Annotated in this window: 16 protein-coding genes and 1 tRNA gene; 9 read left to right on the top strand and 8 right to left on the bottom strand. The window is 63.1% G+C overall.

The window, feature by feature from the left end:
- Positions 1-32: 32 nt before the first annotated feature.
- Together FO013_RS17310 and FO013_RS17305 are read right to left on the bottom strand one after the other, a co-directional pair.
- Positions 33-1,394, bottom strand: a complete 1,362-nt coding sequence (locus FO013_RS17310; RefSeq protein ID WP_260848233.1) for a M1 family metallopeptidase — start codon at positions 1,392-1,394, stop codon at positions 33-35.
- A complete protein-coding gene (locus FO013_RS17305) occupies positions 1,324-5,328 on the bottom strand; it encodes a non-ribosomal peptide synthetase (protein ID WP_143923806.1) in 4,005 nt (1,334 codons plus the stop codon). Before FO013_RS17305 ends, FO013_RS17310 begins: the two co-directional genes overlap by 71 nt.
- A 198-nt stretch (positions 5,329-5,526) precedes the next feature.
- On the opposite strand from FO013_RS17305, the gene FO013_RS17300 reads away from it, so the two are divergent.
- Positions 5,527-6,741: a metal-dependent hydrolase family protein gene (locus FO013_RS17300; RefSeq protein ID WP_143923805.1), complete on the top strand. Its 1,215-nt coding sequence runs from the start codon at positions 5,527-5,529 to the stop codon at positions 6,739-6,741.
- A 204-nt stretch (positions 6,742-6,945) separates the two neighbouring features.
- Entirely contained in the window at positions 6,946-7,446 is a 501-nt protein-coding gene (locus FO013_RS17295; protein WP_143923804.1) for a DedA family protein, read from the top strand.
- A 77-nt stretch (positions 7,447-7,523) separates the two neighbouring features.
- Here FO013_RS17295 and FO013_RS17290 read toward each other — a convergent pair whose 3' ends face one another.
- Positions 7,524-9,071 (bottom strand): sugar porter family MFS transporter, encoded by a 1,548-nt coding sequence (locus tag FO013_RS17290; RefSeq protein WP_260848238.1) that lies wholly within the window; start codon positions 9,069-9,071, stop codon positions 7,524-7,526.
- 134 nt (positions 9,072-9,205) lie between these two features.
- Between FO013_RS17290 and FO013_RS17285 the strand changes: the two genes are divergently transcribed.
- Positions 9,206-9,889 carry a sodium:proton antiporter gene (locus FO013_RS17285; protein ID WP_143923803.1) on the top strand — a complete coding sequence of 228 codons (684 nt, stop codon included), beginning with the start codon at positions 9,206-9,208 and terminating at the stop codon, positions 9,887-9,889.
- Positions 9,886-11,109 carry an MFS transporter gene (locus FO013_RS17280; RefSeq protein ID WP_143923802.1) on the top strand — a complete coding sequence of 408 codons (1,224 nt, stop codon included), beginning with the start codon at positions 9,886-9,888 and terminating at the stop codon, positions 11,107-11,109. The genes FO013_RS17285 and FO013_RS17280 overlap by 4 nt, the downstream gene beginning before the upstream one ends.
- Before the next feature lie 99 nt (positions 11,110-11,208).
- Here the strand turns inward: FO013_RS17280 and FO013_RS17275 are convergent.
- Positions 11,209-11,282, bottom strand: a tRNA-Pro gene (locus tag FO013_RS17275).
- Positions 11,283-11,514: 232 nt separating this feature from the next.
- Here FO013_RS17275 and gcvH point away from each other — a divergent pair.
- Genes gcvH through FO013_RS17255 form a run of 4 tightly spaced genes read left to right on the top strand, consistent with a single transcriptional unit; the run spans position 11,515 to position 14,839 of the window.
- Positions 11,515-11,919, top strand: a complete 405-nt coding sequence (gene gcvH / locus FO013_RS17270; RefSeq protein WP_143923801.1) for a glycine cleavage system protein GcvH — start codon at positions 11,515-11,517, stop codon at positions 11,917-11,919.
- A complete protein-coding gene (locus FO013_RS23330; RefSeq protein WP_186293179.1) occupies positions 11,919-12,938 on the top strand; it encodes an FHA domain-containing protein in 1,020 nt (339 codons plus the stop codon). The genes gcvH and FO013_RS23330 overlap by 1 nt, the downstream gene beginning before the upstream one ends.
- A gap of 10 nt (positions 12,939-12,948) precedes the next feature.
- Positions 12,949-13,434 (top strand): bifunctional nuclease family protein, encoded by a 486-nt coding sequence (locus FO013_RS17260; protein ID WP_143923800.1) that lies wholly within the window; start codon positions 12,949-12,951, stop codon positions 13,432-13,434.
- Positions 13,435-13,444: 10 nt separating this feature from the next.
- A complete protein-coding gene (locus tag FO013_RS17255; protein ID WP_143923799.1) occupies positions 13,445-14,839 on the top strand; it encodes a class II 3-deoxy-7-phosphoheptulonate synthase in 1,395 nt (464 codons plus the stop codon).
- Positions 14,840-14,983: 144 nt separating this feature from the next.
- Here FO013_RS17255 and FO013_RS17250 read toward each other — a convergent pair whose 3' ends face one another.
- Both FO013_RS17250 and FO013_RS17245 read right to left on the bottom strand, forming a co-directional pair.
- Positions 14,984-17,086 carry a protein kinase domain-containing protein gene (locus FO013_RS17250; protein ID WP_143923798.1) on the bottom strand — a complete coding sequence of 701 codons (2,103 nt, stop codon included), beginning with the start codon at positions 17,084-17,086 and terminating at the stop codon, positions 14,984-14,986.
- On the bottom strand, positions 17,083-18,228 hold the full coding sequence (locus FO013_RS17245; protein ID WP_260848232.1) for a lytic transglycosylase: 1,146 nt from the start codon (positions 18,226-18,228) through the stop codon (positions 17,083-17,085). The genes FO013_RS17250 and FO013_RS17245 overlap by 4 nt, the downstream gene beginning before the upstream one ends.
- A 129-nt stretch (positions 18,229-18,357) precedes the next feature.
- On the opposite strand from FO013_RS17245, the gene FO013_RS17240 reads away from it, so the two are divergent.
- Positions 18,358-18,708 carry an Rv2175c family DNA-binding protein gene (locus FO013_RS17240; protein WP_143923797.1) on the top strand — a complete coding sequence of 117 codons (351 nt, stop codon included), beginning with the start codon at positions 18,358-18,360 and terminating at the stop codon, positions 18,706-18,708.
- Positions 18,709-18,741: 33 nt separating this feature from the next.
- On the opposite strand, the gene FO013_RS17235 is transcribed toward FO013_RS17240, so the two are convergent.
- Positions 18,742-19,947, bottom strand: coding sequence for a polyprenyl synthetase family protein (locus FO013_RS17235; protein ID WP_143923796.1), 1,206 nt, complete (start codon positions 19,945-19,947; stop codon positions 18,742-18,744).
- Positions 19,944-20,486, bottom strand: coding sequence for a hypothetical protein (locus FO013_RS17230; protein WP_260848231.1), 543 nt, complete (start codon positions 20,484-20,486; stop codon positions 19,944-19,946). Before FO013_RS17230 ends, FO013_RS17235 begins: the two co-directional genes overlap by 4 nt.
- Between the last annotated feature and the right edge of the window lie 45 nt (positions 20,487-20,531).

Below are 20,531 nucleotides of genomic sequence, written 5' to 3'. Positions count from 1 at the left end.
CAGGAACCAGCCAGCCGAACTAGCCGGACCAACTAGGCCAGCTCGGGCAGCTCTTTGTCGAACAGCCACGGCCGGACAACCTCGGCGAGGTCGCGGCCGACTACACCAGAGACGCACTCGAGGAAATCCGAGGTATCGACCGAAGAATGACGATGCTTCGTCGTCCACTCGGAGATCGCAGCGAAGAAGTCCTCGTCGCCGATCTCGAGCCTCAGTGCGTGCAAGCAGAGTGCACCGCGCTTGTACACACGGTCATCGAACATATCGGGACCGCCCGGGTCGCTGAGCACGAAGTCCTGCGGCTCGTCGGCCAGAGCCTCCCGCCAGGTCTGCGCACACTCATGCGCGCTGCTGCGGCCCGATGCCTCCGACCACAGCCACTCCGAATAGCAGGCGAAGCCCTCATTGAGCCAGATGTCTGACCAGCGCCGAGGCGTCAGCGAGTTCCCGAACCACTGATGGGCCATCTCATGGGCGACGAGTCGCTCGGCCTCCCACTCCTCGCCGAGATGGTTGGGGCCGAGCACGGACAGAGGCTGTGACTCAAGGGGGATCTCGAGTTCGTCGTCGGTCACGACCACGTCGTAGCGATCGAAGGGGTAGGGACCGAACCGTTCGATGAACTCGTTCATCATGGCGTGCTGGATCTGCAGACGCGTGGACGCAGCTCTCCAATGCTCACCGGCGTAGAGACCCAGAGAGACAGGAGAAGGCTCAGCACCATCCTCGGCGTCGATCTGGGCGTGTCGGTAGCGGCCGATCTGCACCGTGGCCAGATATGTCGCCAGAGGGGTCCGTGACTCGTACGTCCATGCCGTGCGGCCGGCCTTGCGGACCTTGTCGACGAGTTCTCCGTTGGACACGACCGTATATTCGGATTCCGTGAGCACGCGGATGCGGTACTTCGACTTGTCCGAGGGGTGGTCGTTGCAGGGGAACCAGGTTGAGGCGCCGACGGGCTGCCCGGCCACGAGGACGCCATCCTCGAGCTCCTCCCAGCCCACGTCACCCCAGGTTCCGATCGCGGGCTGCGGGTTTCCGACATAGGAGACGTCGATGCGCACCGGCTGGTTCTTCGGCAGGGGATCTGTCGTCAGGTGCAGCTTCTTGCCCCGTGTGGAGTACCGAGCCTTCTTGCCGTTGACGGCGGCCTTCGTGACTCGCAGACCTGTGAGGTCGAGGAGGATCGTCTTCGTCTCCTGCAGCACACGACCCGTCAGGCTCGCATGTGCGGAGAGGCGGTTGGGCCCGATCCGGTAGTCGAGGTCGAGATCGTAGTGGTCGATGGTGAGCTCGGCGTTACCGACGTTCGGGGTGTAGGGATCAAGCATCGTGGTGCCGCCTTGGGGTTGCTTCGGGCTCGCTGGATCCGCCCTCAGGAAGTTCTGGTGCATCCACCCAGGGTATGACAGGATTGCCGCTGAAATAGGCGTGGGCCGGCACGAACTCTCCGCGCATCACCAGCGAGGTCGCACCCACCGTGGAATTCGTGCCCAAGCTGGAGGCGGGCAGTATCACGCTGTTGGGCCCGAGAGTCGATCCCTGCTCCAATTCGACGGTGTCCAAGCTCATAACCCGGTCGTGGAAGAGATGGGTCTGGACCACGCAGCCGCGGTTGATCGTGGAGTTGTCGCCCAGGCTGACCAGGTCGGCTTCGGGCAGCCAATAGCTTTCGCACCACACTCCGTGGCCGATCTTCGCTCCCATGGCTCGCAGATACCACACGATGGCGGGAGTCCCCACGGCATTCCGGGCGAACCATGGTGCGGCGATGAGCTCGACGAAGCAGTCCGCGACCTCGTTGCGCCAGATGAACGATGACCACAGGGGATGTTCGCCGGCTCTGATGGGACCGGCGCAGATCCACTTGGCCGCGATGGCCAGCCCCGCCGCCACCGCACCAGCGGCCATCATCACGATGCCCGAGGTTAGCAGGGCGAGCCCGACAGAGGCCAGGAACGATCCGCCATCGCCAGCCGCGCCACCAGTTGTGCCCATCGCGCCCGTACCGGCCGCAGACGACCCTGCCCCTGGCAGTCCGAGGAGGAACTCGATCGTGAGGAGGACCGAGGCGACGAGTGCACCGGCGACCATCACCGAGGTGATCCGCAGAGTCTCGAAGAACGCCCGGGCCGATCTGACGCCGAGCTTCGGGGCATAGGTCAGCGCCTCATCGGCATCGACCGCTGCCCTGCGCAGCTGCACAGGGGGAGAGCCGAGCCACGACGAGCCCTTCTTCGCCTTCGCCGGGGCTGCCGACAGCACGGCAACCAGTGCGTTCTTGGGCACTCGCCGTCCAGGGGAGGCGATGCCCGAGTTGCCGAGGAAGGCGCGCTTGCCGACCTTCGCCTTGCCGGCTCGCATCCACCCGTGACCGAGTTCGTAACTGGCCACCATGGTGTCATCGGCCAGGAACGCACCTGCGGCGATGGTCGTCATCTTGGGGACGAACACCACCGTTGAGATCTCGGTGCCCGGGCCCACCTTCGCTCCGAGCAGTCGCAGCCACCACGGGGTGAGCATCGAGGCATAGAGAGGGAAGAGGAGATCACGGGCCAAGTCGAGGAGGCGCTCCGTGGCCCAGACACGGTAGCCGTGAGCAGAGCGGACCGGGAACTCTCCCTCCTCCATTCCGATGGACAGCAGCCGCACCGACACGAGGATGAACAGGGCCGTGCAGACGAACCAGATGCAGGCGATGAGAGGGGACCAGGCGAGAACGAGCAACGGGGACTCGACGACGCCGATGCCTGAGACCGCAATCATCAGTGCAATGCCCGGCACAGCAGCCAGATAGGGCAGAGCCGCGTTGAGCTGAGAGCCCACAGCATAGAGCAGGAAGGGCAGTCGCCGGCGAGGCGGTGGAGCGGGCCAGCTCTTCTTGGCCTTGCCGATCCGGACAGCGGGGGAACCGGAGTAGATCTGGTTCCGGCGCACCTTGCCGGTCACAGCCGATCCGGCTTCGACCAGTGCGCCTTCCCCGATTCGGGTGCCCGGCATCAAGGTGGAGCGAGCTCCGATCGTCACGTTGGAGCCCACGTTGATCGTGCCGATGCGCAGCAGGTCGCCGTCGACCCACCAGCCCTTGAGATCGACCTCTGGCTCGATTGCGGCGCCCTCGCCCACGGTCAGGAAACCGGTCACCGGGGGAGCAGAGTGCAGATCGGCATCGGAGCCGATTCGGTTGCCCAGGAGCTTCGCGTACCAGGTCACCCAGGGGGCGCTGGCCACCGAGACGGCCGCAGCGAGATCGGCGATGTGCTCGGCCAGCCACAGGCGCTTATGCACCCACCCCGACCGAGGATAGTCACCCGGACGAATACCGAGCATGAGTGCGCGCGCGGCACCCGCGGAGATGAGCATACGGCCCCACGCGGTGACGAAGACGAGGAACAGGGTGATGACCACAGGCCAGGGCGTGACCGGGAGATCCGCGCCGAGGCTGCTGCCGAGATTCGCGAGCACCATCGCAATGACGACCCACCTGACCCCGCCGAGGATGTGGACCGGTACCGCGAGCAGAGTCTGGAAGGCCTGCATCCCCCTCGAAGTCCGTGTGATCGTGCGCTTTGGACGCCCGGCGCCCGCCGCGGCTCCGTCGTCGGCGCTGCACAGATTCGCGAGTGCGCCGAAGCGCGGATGGGCATAGATGTCGCCGACGGTGACGCTGGGATGCTGGGTCCTCAGCCGGGAGACCATCTGGGCAGCCGCCAGTGAGCCGCCACCCGAGGTGAAGAAGTCGCTGTCCGACCCTGGCCGTGATCCGAGCACTGCCGACCACTGCTCGGCGATCCACTCGACCTCGGGCTCGAAGGTCTCGGAGCTGTCTTCGATCTCGGCGCTGTCGCCCATCGGCCAAGGCAGTGCGTTGCGATCGACCTTGCCGGAGGTCTTCGTCGGAAGTTCGTCGATGAGCGTCAGTCGCGGCACAAGAGCCGCAGGCAGCTCGGCACGCAGTGCCTGTTCCCATTCGGAGATGCGGTCCCCGGGATTTGCCGTGCCCGACGCGATGTAGCCGACGAGGATGTCCGAGCCCGCCGGAGTCTGCTTCACTGCGGCCGCAGCACCTTCGACATCGGGCAGGGCCTGGAGAGCGGCGTCGATCTCACCGAGCTCGATGCGACGGCCAGCGAGCTTGATCTGCTCATCGGCTCGGCCGACGAAGATCAATCCCTCGGGGTCGCTGATGACGAGGTCGCCCGAACGATAGGCCCGATCCCAGCCGAGGGTCGGCATCGGAGCGTACTTCTCGGCGTCCTTGGCCGGGTCCAGGTAGCGGGCCAGACCGATCCCGCCGATGATGAGCTCACCGGTCTGGCCGTCAGCGACCGGGATACCTGCCGCATCGACGACGGCCAGGGACCAGCCGTCCAGGGGCAGTCCGATCCGAACAGGCTCGGAGCCATCGAGTTGTGCCCCGCAGGCCACCACGGTCGCCTCGGTGGGGCCATAGGTGTTCCAGACTTCGCGACTCTCATCGCTGAGCCTGCGCCCGAGTTCGGGCGGACATGCCTCGCCGCCGAAGATGAGGAGACGCACGGCATCGAGACTGTCGGCGGGCCACAGCGCTGCGAGGGTGGGAACGGTCGAGACGACGGTGATGCCACGTGAGGACAGCCACGGCCCCAGGTCCATCCCGGACTTCACAAGGGCGCGGGGCGCTGGGACCAGACAGGCGCCGTGTCGCCAAGCCAGCCACATCTCCTCACAGCTGGCGTCGAAGGCCACGGACAGGCCGGCCAGCACTCGATCTCCAGGCCCCAGCGGCTCCTCCTGACAGAACATCGCCGCCTCGGCGTCGACGAATGCGGCCGCACTGCGGTGGGAGACTGCCACGCCCTTAGGCTTTCCCGTCGACCCGGAGGTGAAGATGACCCAGCAGTCATCGTCGGGGGTCGGGCGGCGCAGCTCGGAACGTGCGAGCGGACCTCGATCGGTTCGCGACTCGATTGCTCGGTCGGCGGTGATGATGCCGGTGACAGCCGCCTCGGTGAAGACGGTGTGCGCACGCTCATCGGGATCGTCGACGTCGACGGGAACGTACGCAGCGCCGAGCATCATCGTGGCCAGGATGGAGACGTAGAGGTCGGCGGAGCCGGAAGGCACTCGGATGCCGACCTTGTCTCCCGGCCCGATGCCGACAGCGGCCAATTCGAGAGCGAGATCACGGATCTCGACGATCAATTCGGAATAGCTGAGGACGCCGCGCCCGTCATCGATTGCGGGCTGATCACCATGTGCTCCTGCAACTTCGAGGAGGACGTCGATGAGTGTGCGGTCCTCGCGTGGTCGCGAAGTCGCGGGGAATTGAGCCGAATGTATGGTCACAGGACTTCCGGGTCGGGGCTGGAGATGGACGACGGCGTGCGTGCCGCCAGTCACCGACCAAGACTATATATCGACAAGGTGTCTCGAACGTGAACACGGCGGTGATCACATCTCGGACCGTGAGCCTCTTCACTATGATGCTGGCACTTCATTATCCTTAATCCACCCGCACTATTTTCAATGATGAGGAGAACGCCAATGGTCACAGTCTTCAAGAACGCCAAGGTCTTCGATGGAACCAGGTTCCTTCCTGGGCGGCGAGACATCGTCGTCGACGGGGGATCGATCTCTTCGGTCACCGAGGGTGGACAGGGTTCACACGATGCCGGAGACACCTATGTCGATTGTGCCGGCAAGACGATCATTCCCGGCGTCATCGACTGCCACGTGCACCTGATGAGCACGGGGGCCAGCAACACCTCGTCATTCCATGATCCGTTCTCGCTGCAGTTCTACAACTCCGTCGACAATATGGAGAAGACGCTCAAGGGCGGAGTGACCACCGTGCGCGATGCCGGTGGCACCGACCTCGGTGCGAAGGTCGCCGTCGAGACGGGCATCGTTCGCGGGCCACGTCTGTCGATTGCGGTGAACATCATGTCCCAGACGGGCGGGCACGGTGACTTCCACCTGGTGTCGGGCGCCGATTCACCGTTCCTGGCCCCACACCCCGGCCGGCCCTCGGGTGTTGCCGACGGTCTCGAAGGGGTGCAGCGCAAGACTCGTGAGCTGCTGCGGGCCGGAGCCGATCACATCAAGATCTGCTCGACAGGAGGCGTGCTCTCGCCGCGTGATGATCCCCGGCACTCCCAGTTCACCGAGGCTGAGATCGCAGTCATCGTCGCCGAGGCGGCTGCCCAGGGCGCGCACGTCATGTCTCATGCGCAGGGCGCACCAGGAATCAAGAATGCTGTCCGTGCGGGAGTGCGCTCCATCGAACACGGCATCTACCTAGATGACGAAGCCATCGATCTCATGCTCGAAAACGGCACCTTCCTGGTCCCGACCCTGCAGGCTCCGCAGGCAGTGATCAAAGCCGCCGAGGCCGGATCGGCTCTGCCTCAGTCCGTGGTCGACAAAGCCCACTCGGTGATCGAGGCGCACCAGGAGTCGATCACGAAGGCCCACGAGGCGGGGGTGAAGATCGCGATGGGCACCGATGCCGGTGTCGGCCCGCACGGTGAGAACCTCGAAGAGATCAGCCTCCTCGCCGGCGCCGGCCTCTCCACCACCGAGGCACTGGCAGCGGGGACTTCCGTCGCGGCCGAACTGCTGGGACATGACAACGTCGGTCGGATCGCTGAGGGGGCGCTCGCCGACCTCGTGGTGGTCGACGGCGACCTCAGCACCGAAGATGTCAGGGGAATTGAGTCGCGAGTGAGCTCAGTGCATTTGGGCGGCGAACTCATCTGAGGAGCCGGGCCGAACGGCTGAGCACGACAGCGCGAGAGTTCGCCAGGTGAGGGGAGACTAACCTCACCTGGCGTACAATCGTGGCGTGAGCAATCGAAACCATCCGTGCAGTGCGAGGGCGTACCGCGGTGCCAAGGCAAACCGCAGCGCCAGTGCCGAAAGCGGAGACCTAGACGCAGCAGGGTGCAGGGCCGACGATTCACGATGAACCCACTGAACTGGTCGTTTCCCATCGCCGTGACGTGGCTCATCCTGTTCGGCATCATCCTGGCCCGCGCGGGAGGAACCTTCCTCCTGGGGCGGTTGGCACGCAAGGGCATTCGCAGGATCGAACGCATCGACACGATCATGTCCGGTCCCAAGTACCGAAAGGCCGAAGCGATGATCGAGCGTTTCGGTGCACCGGTGATCGCCGTGAGCTTCCTCATGATCGGGGTCCAGACCGTGCTCAATCTGGCGGCTGGAACCAGCGGCATGAGCTACCGCCGCTATCTTCCCGCTCTCGTCGTCGGCGGGTCTCTGTGGGCCCTGATCTATTCGACCGTCGGCCTCATCGGATTCAAGGCCCTGGCCACGGCCTACCAGGCGGAGCCCGGACTGACGATCGGGCTCGGCGCCGTCTTCGGCCTGGCCATCCTCGGCCTGTTCATCGGGCTGAAGAAGAAGGACGAGCAGACCGAGCCCGCCGCTAACGGCACGGCCTGACCGGTCCTGCTCGGAACAACCTCGGCGTGACCGGCCCTGCCGGGGACAGCCTCGGCGTGACCACAACCTCGGCGGAGTCAGTCGTGTGGACGCACCGTGAGCTCTTCGGTCATGTCCTCCAGCTCCATTCCCTTCGTTTCGGGAACCTTCCACCAGACGAAGAAGAACGAGAGTATCGCGAAGAAGGCGTAGAAGCCGTAGGCGAAGGTCAGGCTGATGCCGGAGAAGATCGGGAACGTCGTCGAAATGGCGAAGTTCGCGATCCACTGTGCCGCAGCAGCCACAGCCAGGGCACCGGCACGGATCCGATTGGGGAACATCTCGCCCAGGAGCACCCACACCAGAGGGCCCCATGTGGCACCGAATCCGACGACGAACACATTCGCGGAGATCAGCGCGATGATCGACCACGGCGCATCCAACTGGGCACTGGTGGTGCCATCGGCCGCGGTTGCGAGTTCGGCGAACGAGAATGACACCGCCATCATCGCCAAGGCGATACCCATCAGGAACGATCCGGCCAGCAGCATCTTCCGACGTCCGACCTTGTCGACGAGGAGAATCGCCACGATCGTCACGACGATGTTCGTCACCGAGGTGATGACCGAAGTCAGAAGGGCACTGGACTCGTCGAATCCGACCGATTTCCACAGCGTCGTCGAGTAGTAGAAGATGACGTTGATGCCGACGAACTGCTGGAACACGGACAGCAGTATTCCGATCCAGACGATCGGCTTGAGGCCGAAACGTTTGCCGATGAGGTCCTTGAAGGACTCTTTGTCCTCCCGTCGGATCGAGTCGCGGATCCGTTCGATGAGGGAATCGGTGTCGGTGACCCCTGTGAAGACTCGCAGAACTCGTGCGGCTTCGTCCTCTCTGCCACGGGCCACCAGGAACCGCGGAGATTCCGGAAGCCCCAATGCCATGAGTCCGTAGACCAGAGCGGGGAGTGCCTCGACCATGAACATCCAGCGCCAGGTCTCGATTCCGAACCACAGCGGATCGGCGGCTCCGCCGGACAGCGATGCCAGAAGCGCATTCGACAGGAGTGCCGCGAAGATGCCGGTCACGATCGCCAGCTGCTGCAGCGAACCGAGGCGCCCACGCACACGCGCGGGGGACACCTCGGCGATGTAGGCAGGAGCGATGACTGACGCAGCGCCCACGCCGAGTCCGCCGACCATGCGCCAGATGATGAGATCCGTGACGCCGAAGGCCAAGCCCGAGCCGACGGCAGAGAGGAGGAACAGGACCGCCGCGACGACCATGACGGGGAGTCTGCCGTAGCGATTGGCCAGAGAGCCGGCGAACCACGCTCCGAGTGCGCACGCCAGCAGCGCCGAGGAGACGGCGAAGCCCTTCAGGCCAGCGCTGAGGGCGAACTCCTCTGCCAGGGCGTCAACGGCTCCGTTGATGACAGCTGTGTCGAAGCCGAAGAGGAAGCCGCCCAGCGCGGCGGCCAATGAGATTCCGACGATACGGGAGTTCACCCGATCTCGACCGTGCAGTCTGCCATCGGGGGATGGGGCGTTCTGAGACAAGCGAGTCTCCTCCTGAGGATGACATTCGGCACGCGGCGCGAATGTGACGTCGATGAGCTGCACCCCAGGGTATGCCACCGACATGCCGTTGAGCACGCGACTGTCCGTGAGGTGGGCCACTGCGGGGATTGGGCCCAAACGTCAGTAGAGTGGTGCCACGTCGTCGTCGACGAGATCGGTGGAACTCGTCATCACCGTTATGAGAAAGGGACCGCCGGATGGCTGTTGCCTGGTGGAGTATCCTGCCGTTCGTTCTGCTGTTGGGCTGCATCGCGGTCCTGCCGCTCTTCCCGGCCACTGAGAAGATCTGGGACCGCAATCTCGTCAAACTCTCAGTGGCCTTGGTCCTCGGCATGCCGATCGCTGTGTGGTTCTTCATCGGCGGAGCCGGTTCCACCGTTTCCCATGCCTTGGTGGAATACTTCCAATTCGTCGTTCTGATCGTCAACCTGTTCGTCTTCAGCGGTGGCCTCTCCTCGGTGCTCGACAATGCTCCGGCATATGTGACCTTCTTCGAAATGGCCTCTCAGGTGCCGGGGGAGCCCCGGGTGGCTGGTATTGCAGAGACACTGCTGATCGCGGTGTCCCTGGGCGCAGTCATGGGTGGGGCGATCACCTACATCGGCAATGGGCCGAACTTCATGGTGAAATCCGTTGCGGACTCGGCGAACGTGGCGATGCCGAGTTTCGGAGGCTATGTCGGGTGGTCGATGTCCCACCTGGTCCCGATCCTGGCCGCATTGTTGCTGCTGTTCATGACCGATGGCGTGTGGTGGAACCTCCTCGGCGTCGTGCTGACTCTGCTCGTGCTCGGGAGAGCCGGGCTGAATGTGCGAGCAGGCCGACGTGAAGCGAAGGAAGGACCCGGCTCGATCGGCCGGGCGAGCGAGTCCGGCGAATGAGATATCGGCCCAGCTCCGGAGCCCGTGCGATAGCCGGCGTCGGTCTCTACTTCAGCTGCAACGGCCTCGTGTTCGCGGCACTGCTGCCGTGGTACCCGCTGTTGGTCGAGCGACTTGGACTGAGCTCCTGGGAGTTCGGGCTCGTCGTCGCCTCCTTCGCCCTCGGTGCCATCGTCTCCTCTGTCGTCCCGGCTCACCTCATCTCACGGTTCGGAGCCAACGCTGTCGTCGTTGGCGGCACTCTTCTCCTGGGGCTCTCCGCGGCCGCCACAGCGTGGTCCGTCAATGGCTGGATGATGGCCGCCTGCCTGTTCTTCGTCGGCTTCTTCGATGCCATTGTGGATGTGGCGCAGAACGTCGTCGGCATCGGGGTGCAGGAGAGCCTGTCCCGCGTCATTCTCTCTTCGATGCACGCGCTGTGGAGCCTCGGGGGTCTCGCCAGCGGTGCAGCTGCCACCATTGCCGCAGGCAACGGCGTGGACATGAGGGTTCATCTGGCCGTGATCGCGGTAGTGTCTTTCATCGTGATCATGTCGGCCCGCAGGCTGATCGGGGACGTCGGTCTGAGCAGACGACGGGCAGCAACGGGCGCTGACGCTGAGGCCGCAGCCGACGTCAGCGAGCCTTCAGGTGGTGATCGACCAAGTTCGAAGCGTGCGGTTCTGCTGGTGGCGCTGCCCCTGGCAGTCGTAGCAATCTGCGGAACGGCTGTTGAGGACATTGCGAACAACTGGTCCGCGATAGCAGCGGTCGAGTTCAGCGGGGTGCCTGCCGCGACCGCCGGTATCGCCTTCAGCGTGGTCATCGGCAGTCAGTGTCTGGGCCGTTTCAGTGGGGACTTCTTGGTCCAGCGCTTCGGCGCCAGCCGGATAGCTCGCCTCGGGGGAGGCCTCATCGCCCTGGGTGGGATCGGTGTCGTCACTGCCTTCGAGCCATTTCAGCTGTTGGTCGGACTGGCACTCATGGGGTACGGATCGGCGACTCTGGTTCCAGGAGCGCTCGGCGCTGCTGCTCACATTCCAGGTGTGGGGAGAGCCGGAGGAGTGACGCTGGTCAACTGGATCATGAGGGTCGGATTCCTGGGCACCAGCCCGCTGGTCGGTATCATCGCCAGCCTCGGTACGCTGCGCTGGGGCTTGTCAGTGCTGATCGTCATCGGCGCAGTCACAATGATCTTCGCCGGCCGGCTCGGAGGAAAGCAGGAGCAGTCGGAACCATGACGTAGGACATGACCGGCACGATGACGCGAGACAGACCCGGGCCAGAAATGAGAAATGTGCCGCGACATCGTAGGAACGATGTCGCGACACATCACACGGTCGGGCTAGCGGGATTTGAACCCACGACCTCTTCACCCCCAGTGAAGCGCGCTACCAAGCTGCGCTATAGCCCGTTTCCGTGCTGCTTCGGAAAGCAACGAGACCCAGCCTATAACGATCCCCGGCCAAGTGCCAAAACCGCGTTTCGTGACCTCGAAAAAACGGGTATCATCCCAGGTAGTCACGTGAGAGGCGGGTGCGAGCCTGGGCTGGTCCCGAGGATCGGTAACATTTCTGTTTCGTGATTGTTATGAAACCACCTCAGGCGGCTATGCTTGGAGGACCAACAAGCTAAGAGGAGTCGACATGGCAAACCTGGATTATCCAGTGTCCTTGCGATACTCGCGCGACCACGAATGGGTCGAGACCACGGACAACAGTGCAGTTGTGCGGGTGGGTATCACCGATTTTGCCCAGGAACAGCTGGGTGATGTCGTGTATGTCGATCTTCCTGATGTCGGCGATAAGACCACTGCTGGAGAATCCTGTGGTGAGGTTGAGAGCACGAAGAGCGTGTCCGATCTCATCGCACCCGTGTCCGGTTCGGTCACGGAAGTCAACGAAGGACTCGACGACGCTCCCGAGACCGTGAATTCATCCCCATTCCAGGACGGTTGGATGTATCTCGTCGAACTCAGTGATCCAGAGCAGGTCGACGCGCTGTTGGACAGCGAGCAGTACCAAGAGCTCATTAAGAGCGAGGAGGCGTAATGTCGCAGAATAACGATCAAGGTCGTCCCAACCCCTCGCAGACCTGGTATGACAACGGTCAAGTGCCGCAATCGAAGAAGTTTCCGTTCGGCGCCGGCAATGGCGATGAGAGCAGGGACCCCGAGACGCGTCACAACCCGCTGGTCGACCCACACGGTCAGAACGGCGGCGGCAGCCAGGGCAACGCCCAGAACTATGCCCAGTCACAGCCGCAGGGCGGACCGGCTTCGCAGGAGACACCTCCCTACGGTCAGCAGCCCGTGAACAACGGATCGCAGGCACCGCAGTACGGCAATGCTCCGCAGCAGAACAGCGCGCAGCAGCCAGGCTACGGTCAGTATGGTGCCCAGCAGAACCAGGGGCAGCCGGGTCAGTACAACAACGGTCAGCAGCCTCCATATCAACAGGGCCAGCAGCCTTCATATCGACAGCCTCAGCACCAGCAGGATCAGGGTCAGTACCCTCCTCAGGGCAATCAGCCCCAGGGCGGTGGCTATATTCCACAGGATCCAAACGGTCAGGGCAATCAGCCGCAGTATGGCAGCCAGCCGCAGTATGGCAGCCGGGGCCAGAACCCGTACAACGGGAACGGTCAGGGCCAGCAGTACGGCAACGACGCGCCGGTCTCCAACGATTCCGGCAGCCAGCAGTTCCATGGAATTCTGGATCCGCATACCGGCGAGATTCACCCAGTGCCCGACCTTGAAGGTCTACAGGACACAGATGCGCTGCTCGTCGTCGTCTCGGGCCCGGACTCGGGTTCGCAGATTCTGCTCGACACAGATGTGGTGACGGTGGGTCGCAGCCCGAATGCGGACATCTTCCTTGACGATGTCACAGTCTCGCGCAAGCACGCCGAGTTCATTCGAACTCCAAGCGGATTCACGCTTCGCGACACCGGGTCGCTCAACGGAACCTATGTGGGCCGTCAGCTCATCGATTCCATTGAACTGCAGAACGGAGCCGATGTGCAGATCGGCAAGTTCCGGATGATTTTCCAGCAGCGTCCGCGCTCCTGACCGGGGGATAATGTCAAACATCGAAGTTGAGGTTGTTGGTGTTCGCATCGAGATGCCAGCCAACCAGCCGATCCTTTTGCTCAAAGCAACTGAACCGGCCTACTATCTGCCGATATGGGTCGGAGCCATCGAAGCAAATGCACTCTCGATCGCGCAGCGGGGCCTGACCCCGCCGCGACCGATGGCACATGCGCTGCTGCTCGACACGCTCGAAGCATATGAGGCATCATTGTCCGACGTGACAATCACCGGCCGCGATGGGCAGATATTCCTGGCCGAACTTCATACGAACGATGGAAAGTCGATCTCGGCACGACCATCTGACGCGGTGACACTGGCTCTCACGGCACAGTGTCCCGTCTACGTCGATTCAGAACTTCTCGAAGAGTCCGGAATCGAAGCACCAGCGGCTGACGAAGAGGAAGTGGCCCAGTTCCGGGACTTCCTCGACAACGTCTCTGCCGAGGACTTCGAAACCGGTACCGAAACACCATGAAAGAACGATTGTGAGCCTCCATATCGATCCGGTATTCGCCAACAGGGACAGCGCCCCAGCGGGCACGAACGATCTCAGCGGTCTAGACGACTGGCGTGAGATGAATCCGCAGCAGCAGCCGACCTATCTCGATGGCCAGGCCCTCGACGATTCGCTGACCAGTCTGCGCAGCTCTCCTCCGCTGGTCTTCGCGGGCGAGGCCGACGTCCTCAAACAGCGAATTGCAGCTGCTTCTCGTGGCGAGGCCTTCGTCCTAGCCGGTGGCGACTGCGCCGAGTCCTTTGCCGGCGCTCAAGCTGACAAGATCCGCGCCCGAGTGCAGACTGTGCTGCAGATGGCGGCGGTGCTCACCTACGGCGGTTCGATGCCGGTCGTCAAGATCGGTCGCATGGCCGGCCAGTTTGCCAAACCCCGGTCCGCGGATATGGAGACGCGCGACGGCGTCACGCTTCCCTCATACCGCGGCGACATCGTCAACGGCTATGAGTTCACCGAGGAGTCACGCCGTCACGATCCAGCGAGACTGCTGCAGGGATACCATGTCTCTGCGTCCACGCTCAATCTCATCCGTGCCTTCACTCAGGGTGGTTTCGCAGACCTGCGCCTCGTCCACGAGTGGAATCGCGGATTCCTGACATCGAACCCGGGCTACCAGCGCTATGAGCAGACTGCGCGCGAGATCGATCGTGCCATCCGCTTCATGGACGCTTGCGGCGCTGACTTCGATGCGTTGAGGACTACCGAGTTCTACGCCGCTCATGAGGCTCTTCTGCTCGAATACGAACGTGCACTGACGCGGATCGACTCGCGGACAGGCGAAGCATACGACGTGTCCGGACATTTCCTGTGGATCGGCGAACGCACCCGTGACGTCGACGGAGCCCACGTGGACTTCCTGTCGAAGGTCCGCAATCCTATCGGCGTCAAGCTCGGTCCGACGGCCACCGCGGACGAAGCACTGGCACTAGCTGAGAAGCTCGACCCGAGTGCCGAGCCCGGCCGGCTGACTTTCGTGACTCGCATGGGCGCAGGGAAGATCACCGAGGCGCTGCCGAAGCTGCTTGCCGGAGTCGGTGACCGCCTGCCGCACGTGACCTGGGTCTGCGATCCAATGCACGGCAACACCATCACCTCGAATACCGGGTACAAGACCCGCCGATTCGAAGATGTCATGGCCGAAGTCGAAGGATTCTTCAGCGCCCACCAGGAAGCTGGGACCATTCCGGGCGGACTGCACATCGAACTCACCGGTGACGACGTCACAGAGATCATGGGCGGAGCGACCGAGATCGACGACGAGGGGCTGCGCCGTCGCTATGAGACACTCGTCGATCCTCGTCTCAATCACGACCAGTCTCTCGAGATGGCCTTCCAGGTCGCGGAGTACCTGACTCGTCGCAACTGATCCGGGTGTCGGCTGACAGGCGTCGACTCGTCTTCTCAGACAACAGCTAAACATGTGGCCGTGCGAACGAATCGCACGGCCACCTGCTATTTCATTCGGCTTCTGGAAAAGACTTGCAGCGGGGAAGGGTCCTGATCGACCAGATCAGTCGTCCTTCTTCTTATCTTCGTCCTTTTTGCTGTCCTTGGCGTCGTCCTTCTTCTTTTCGTCCTTCTTTTCGTCCTTCTTGTCGTCCTTGGACTCTTCCTTCTTCTCCTTGCCCTTGGAGACGCGGACGATGATGAGAGAGTCATAGGGTTTCGCCTCAGAGCTCTTCGGCCACTGTGAGACCACTTTGCCCTTGGGGATGTCGTCGGAGAAGACCTCGTCCTTGCCCACACGGAATCCGCGTTTGGCCAAGGTCGCATATGCGGCTTCGAAGGTCAGGCCCTCGACATTGGGCACGGGAGTCGGCTCGACACCCTTGGACACGACGAGATCGACCTCGGTGCCCTTGGACAGATCCTCGCCTGGTTTCTTCGACGCTTTGATGACATCGTCGTTGTCGACCGAATCGCTGTACTCTTCGTCCACCTTGCCGAGCTTCAACTCGGCCTTCTTCAGTGCGGCCTCGGCCTCGTCGGCGCTGAGACCTTCAAGCTTGGGAACGGCGAACATCTCTTCGCCCTTGGACACGACGACCGTGACGGTCGAGTCCGGGGCAAGTTCGGATCCGCCCACCGGGTCGGTCCCGATGACGACACCAGCTGGGACGCTGTCATCGAAGACTTCCTTCGGCTGAGCGTCGAGACCGGTGTCCTCGATCTGCGTGGTCACCTTGTCAAGGTCCTTGCCCGCCAGCTGGGCAGGCACGATCGAGGTGGGCGCGGGAAGGTTTGCGATGACCAGCCAGGCCACAAGGGCGAGCACGAGCAACGCCGCGCCGACGGTTGCAGCCAGTCGTCGTCTGCGTCGACGGGCCGGTGCTGCAGTTGCCGAGGCTGTGCCTGCAGCCGCCGCGACTGTGGTCTTCTCATCGGCCTTGTCTTCGCCGTGCTCGGGTTCGTTCTCGTCACCGTGATCGGTGTTCTCCTGGGACGCACCGTCGGAGGAGCTCCCCGTATCGTCTGCCTCTGATACGGCAGCGGCACCAGCCGCACCCACACCAGCCGCACCCACACCAGCGGCACCGATGCCTGCGGCACCAGCCGCTGCGTTTGTGCCCGCCGCACCAGACTCTTGGTCGGTGTCAGTATCGGAGTGGTTCGCCTCGGCGTTCTCGTTGTCTTCGTCGTTCTCGAGGTAGGGGATCTCGTCGGTGCGCGATCTCTTCTCCTTCGGAGCTTCAGCTCCGAGATCGATGCTCGCTGTCAGTGCGGGGGAGTGCTCACCGGGTACGACATTGGGATCGCCGAGGTCGAGTTCGCTCTCGCTCATCTCGGAGCGGGCCTCGGCAAGGGCATGACGGAACTGCGCGGCGTCATCGGGACGGTCGGCGGGATCCTTCGACGTCGCCCACAGCACCAGGGCGTCGAGGCGCGGACTCAGTCCGGCGACCTGGTCTGACGGAGGCGGTACGGAATCATGTACGTGGCGGTAGGCGACTTGGATGGGGACTTCATCCGTATACGGCTGCATCCCGGTGAGCATCTCGTAGAACATGATGCCGACCGTGTAGAGGTCGGTGCGGATATCCGCACCAGTACGCGTGACGAGCTCAGGCGCCACATATCCGACGGTGCCGATCAGAGTCTTGGTCGTCGTCGCGGTGGTGACGGCGCGCGCCAAGCCGAAGTCCGCGAGCTTGACCTGACCATCGGTGCCGAGGAGTACGTTGTCGGGTTTGAGATCGCGATGGATGATTCCCGTGGAATGGACTGCTTCGAGTGCGGCGAGGATCGCATCGAGGACGACGATCGCCTGACGCGGAGTGAAGGTGCCCCGGTGCTTGAGCTCGCGGCGCAGAGTCACCGACGGCAGGTACTCCATCACAAGATAGACCGTGTCGCCGTCGCGGGCCTGGTCATGGATAGCCACGAGATTCGGGTGGGTCAGCCGTCCGGCGTTGATGGCCTCGCGTCGGAACCTTTCGACGAAGGTGTCGTCGCTGATGAGGTGGTCATGCATGACCTTGATTGCGATCTCACGGTCAAGGCGCAGATCTGTGCCGCGGTAGACCATGGCCATTCCACCGCGCGCGATCTTCGCGTCGATGCTGTACCGGTCATTGAGAATGGTGCCGATGAGCGGATCCGTGCGGGCACTCATAGCGCCTCCTGCATTCGCTGTCGCTGCATTTGAACGGCGCGGACGAAGGCTTTCGTCTCGGGCAGCAATCCCTCGGACCTCACGGAGCGAAGATCCTGATAGTAGCCGGCCAGCGCCTCGTTCTCCGATTCTGCAGTTTCGATCAGCCACCCCAGGATGACGGTGCCCGCAACGATGTTGTCGCCGAGATCAAGGAGATTGAGACTGCGGCCGACGATGTCACTGGCCCACCTGCCCGATCGAGGAGTGACCTGCATGATGCCGATGGCATTCCCAGCCGAGACCGTGGTGTGCTGGAAACCTGATTCCTGCGCGGCAACCGCCTGCATCAGTGCCGGGTCGGCTCCGAGTTCTTCGGCGATGGATGCAATGATGAATCGGGCCTGGGCTGGTGCCGGATGTGTTCTCTGCAGGAGAGTGAATTTGTTCAGTCGTGCGGCTGCGAGCACAGTGGGCCTGATGCCCTCGACCTGTGCGCTCGTGGCGACGCGCGGAATATCGGTCGGTGGTTGGGGCGGTGTGCGATGCCGTCGAGCCGTCGAATCTCTGAGCAGCAGCAGCTCGCCGACCTGGAGGAACGAGTCGTCGCCCATCGAATTCGCACGACGCAGGCTGCCGGGCGACATCTGATGTCTGGCGGCGATTCCGGGCAGAGTTTCGCCCGGCGCGACGACATGCGAAGGGTCGGTATCGGGCAGGTCGTTCTTCTCAGGCAGGGACAGCACCTGACCCTGATGGAGATTCTGACGCGGCGAGATGCGATTGAGCTCAGCCAGAGCGGGCACGGAAACGCCATGTTTGCTGGCGACTCCGTACAGAGTGTCGCCTTCTCTGGTTTTGTAGGTGCGACCGCCGTGAGTCACTGGAATGGTCTCGCCGCTTGTTCCAGACGTCCATTGCGGCCCCGGGGCAGTCACCGATGACGTCGCTGGGGCGTCGTTCGGTGTGCCGCGAGAGCTCTCAAGGTCGTCGGTACGGGGGGAGGGGGCCGCCTCGGCGAAGTCGAGGTCAGCGTTGTCATGATCCGTGGGGATGGGGTCGGTGAGTCCCGGAATTGGGCCGGTGGAATTCACCTTTGAAGCAGCACGGATGTCAGGAGCGGCGGTAACGGGCACCTGAGGATTCCGTCGCATACGTGTCATCTGTCACCTGTTGACTTCATATCGGATGGGGAAGTTTCACACTCCAGACTATCGAGTGCCCGGCCTGCACCCGAGCATTCGACTCCGCATGGCGGGGTGTTTCTCTCAAATATTGCTAGGCTTGAGGATGTGAATACGGAAGAACTCGTCCAGGATTGGGCCACATTGCCAGATATCGCCGAGTCGACGGGTCTTGGCATCATGCAGGTGCGCAGGCTCTTGGAAGACGGCGCGATCTGCGGCTATAAGCACGGGACACCCAAAGTGATGAAGGTGCCGACGGCGTTCTTCGTCGACGGCTCGGTGCTGACCCCGTTGAAGGGCACGCTGAGCACATTGCGGGATGCGGGCTTCGACGACCACGAGTCCATCGCCTGGCTCTTCACCCCGGATGATTCTCTGCCAGGGCGTCCCATCGATCTGCTGCGGGCGGGCAATCGCAAAGAGGTCAGACGGCGGGCCCAGGCCCTGGCCTTCTGATACCTCAGCCTTCTAGTCGCTCAGCAGGGTCTCTCAGCTCGTCCGATAGCTGAGAGACTTGGCGAATCCCTCGAGCTGCCTCTGGGCCGTGGCGCCGATCGTTGTCCGTGTTGTGTCAGCGTGGGCACCTCTATCCGCCCATTCGCGGACGACGGACAGTGCTTCGTCGTACTTGGTCCGAATGAAGGATTCGACCGCGTCGAGACCGCCCGATTCGGTGAGCATCACCACGCACTCGTCGACCTCGTCATCGGAGAGATGCGGGTCTCCCAGACGCTCGGCCATGACCTGAACCTGCTCAGGGCGAAGGTTCTTCATGCTCTCGGCGATGAGCACGGTGCGTTTGCCCTCACGGATGTCATCGCCGGCTGGTTTCCCGGTGGCAGCGGGATCGCCGAAGATGCCGAGCACGTCGTCGCGAAGCTGGAATGCCTGCCCGAGCGGGAATCCGAACTTGGAGATCTCCGCAAGCTGTTCCTCGTCGGCACCTCCCAAGGCCGCGCCGAGAAGGAGTGGTTGTTCGACCGAATACTTCGCGGACTTGTAGCTGAGAACCTCCCAGGCCCTTTCTCCGATGCGTTCGTCCTCAAGCGGGACCACCTCGGCCAGGACGTCGAGGTACTGCCCGACCATCACGTCCCTGCGGAGCGTGGCACGCAGATCTCGTGCCAAGGGCGTGATGCCCAGGACTGTCTGGGACCTCTCGAAGAGCTCTTCGCTGAGGGCGAGGCAGATGTCTCCGACGACGATGGCGGCCGCGATTCCGAAGGGCTCGGCTCCGCCTTGATAGCTGCGTTCGGCGTGATGGGACTCGAATTGGCGATGCAGTGCCGGCTTGCCGCGACGCGTATCGGAATGGTCGATGACGTCGTCATGGATGAGAGCGGCCGCGTGGAGAAGTTCGAGTGATCCGGCGGCCTCGGCGACGCCGCCGGTCATCCTGTCCCTTGAAGGATCGTCTCCGGCTGCCAGCTGGTAGCCCCACCACAGCAGGACCGGACGGATCATCTTCCCGCCCCGTGTGAAGTCGAGGAGCGCACGCCCGATGTCGTGCGCATCGGGTGAGATCGTGAGGAACTCGGCCGCCTTCGATGCGAGGAATCCTTCGATTCTCGTCGATACCTCGGCCGCAATGGATTCGGGTGACTCGAGGGCTTCGATGGTGCGGTTCCGGTCGGAAGCCTCTGGTGTCTCCGCGGTCTCCGCCCTAACCGCTGACGGAGAATCGGCACCCATCATGGAACGATGTTCCCGCCGACCGTCACGATCGAATTCGCCTTCTCTGAGGGGTCCTTGGCGATTGTGACGACGAGCAGTCCTTCATTGTCCTTGTGTCGGAAGTTCACGACCTGGGCGCTCTTCGTCTTGATCTCGTCGCCATACGTTTCGAATCCGGCCTTCTTCAGGGCCTTGGAATAGAACGTGAAGATGTCCTTGGGCTCGGCCTTGGCGCTCATGACTAGGCTGACCTCTTCGAGCTTTCCTGAATCGGCTCCGTTCTCGGCCTTCGCACGGGCGCTCGACAGCACAGTCGAGTCCGGGTAGGGCTTGAGGTATTTCGGGAGATCTTCGACGTCGGTGTCGGCAGCCTCGGATTCCTTGCTCGGCTGATCGCTGCTCGCAGCCTCCGAACCTTCGGACGTCGAGGCTGCGGCCGAAGACTGGGTCTTCTCCGGAGTGGGTGATCCTTCGGCCGCCTCGTTGGCCGGTCCAGAACATCCTGCGAGGAGGAGAGCGGCGGCGAGGGGCAATGTCATGACAGTGGCGCGCGTTACCATGACTACAGACTACCCGGACTCGGCGACGGGAGCCGAAAGGAGCCA

It is taken from the genome of Brevibacterium aurantiacum (genome assembly GCF_007558825.1).
Taxonomy (GTDB): Bacteria; Actinomycetota; Actinomycetes; order Actinomycetales; family Brevibacteriaceae; genus Brevibacterium; species Brevibacterium aurantiacum_A.
Note: the sequence above shows the minus strand (reverse complement) of the source record. Positions and strands in the feature narration are given on the sequence as shown.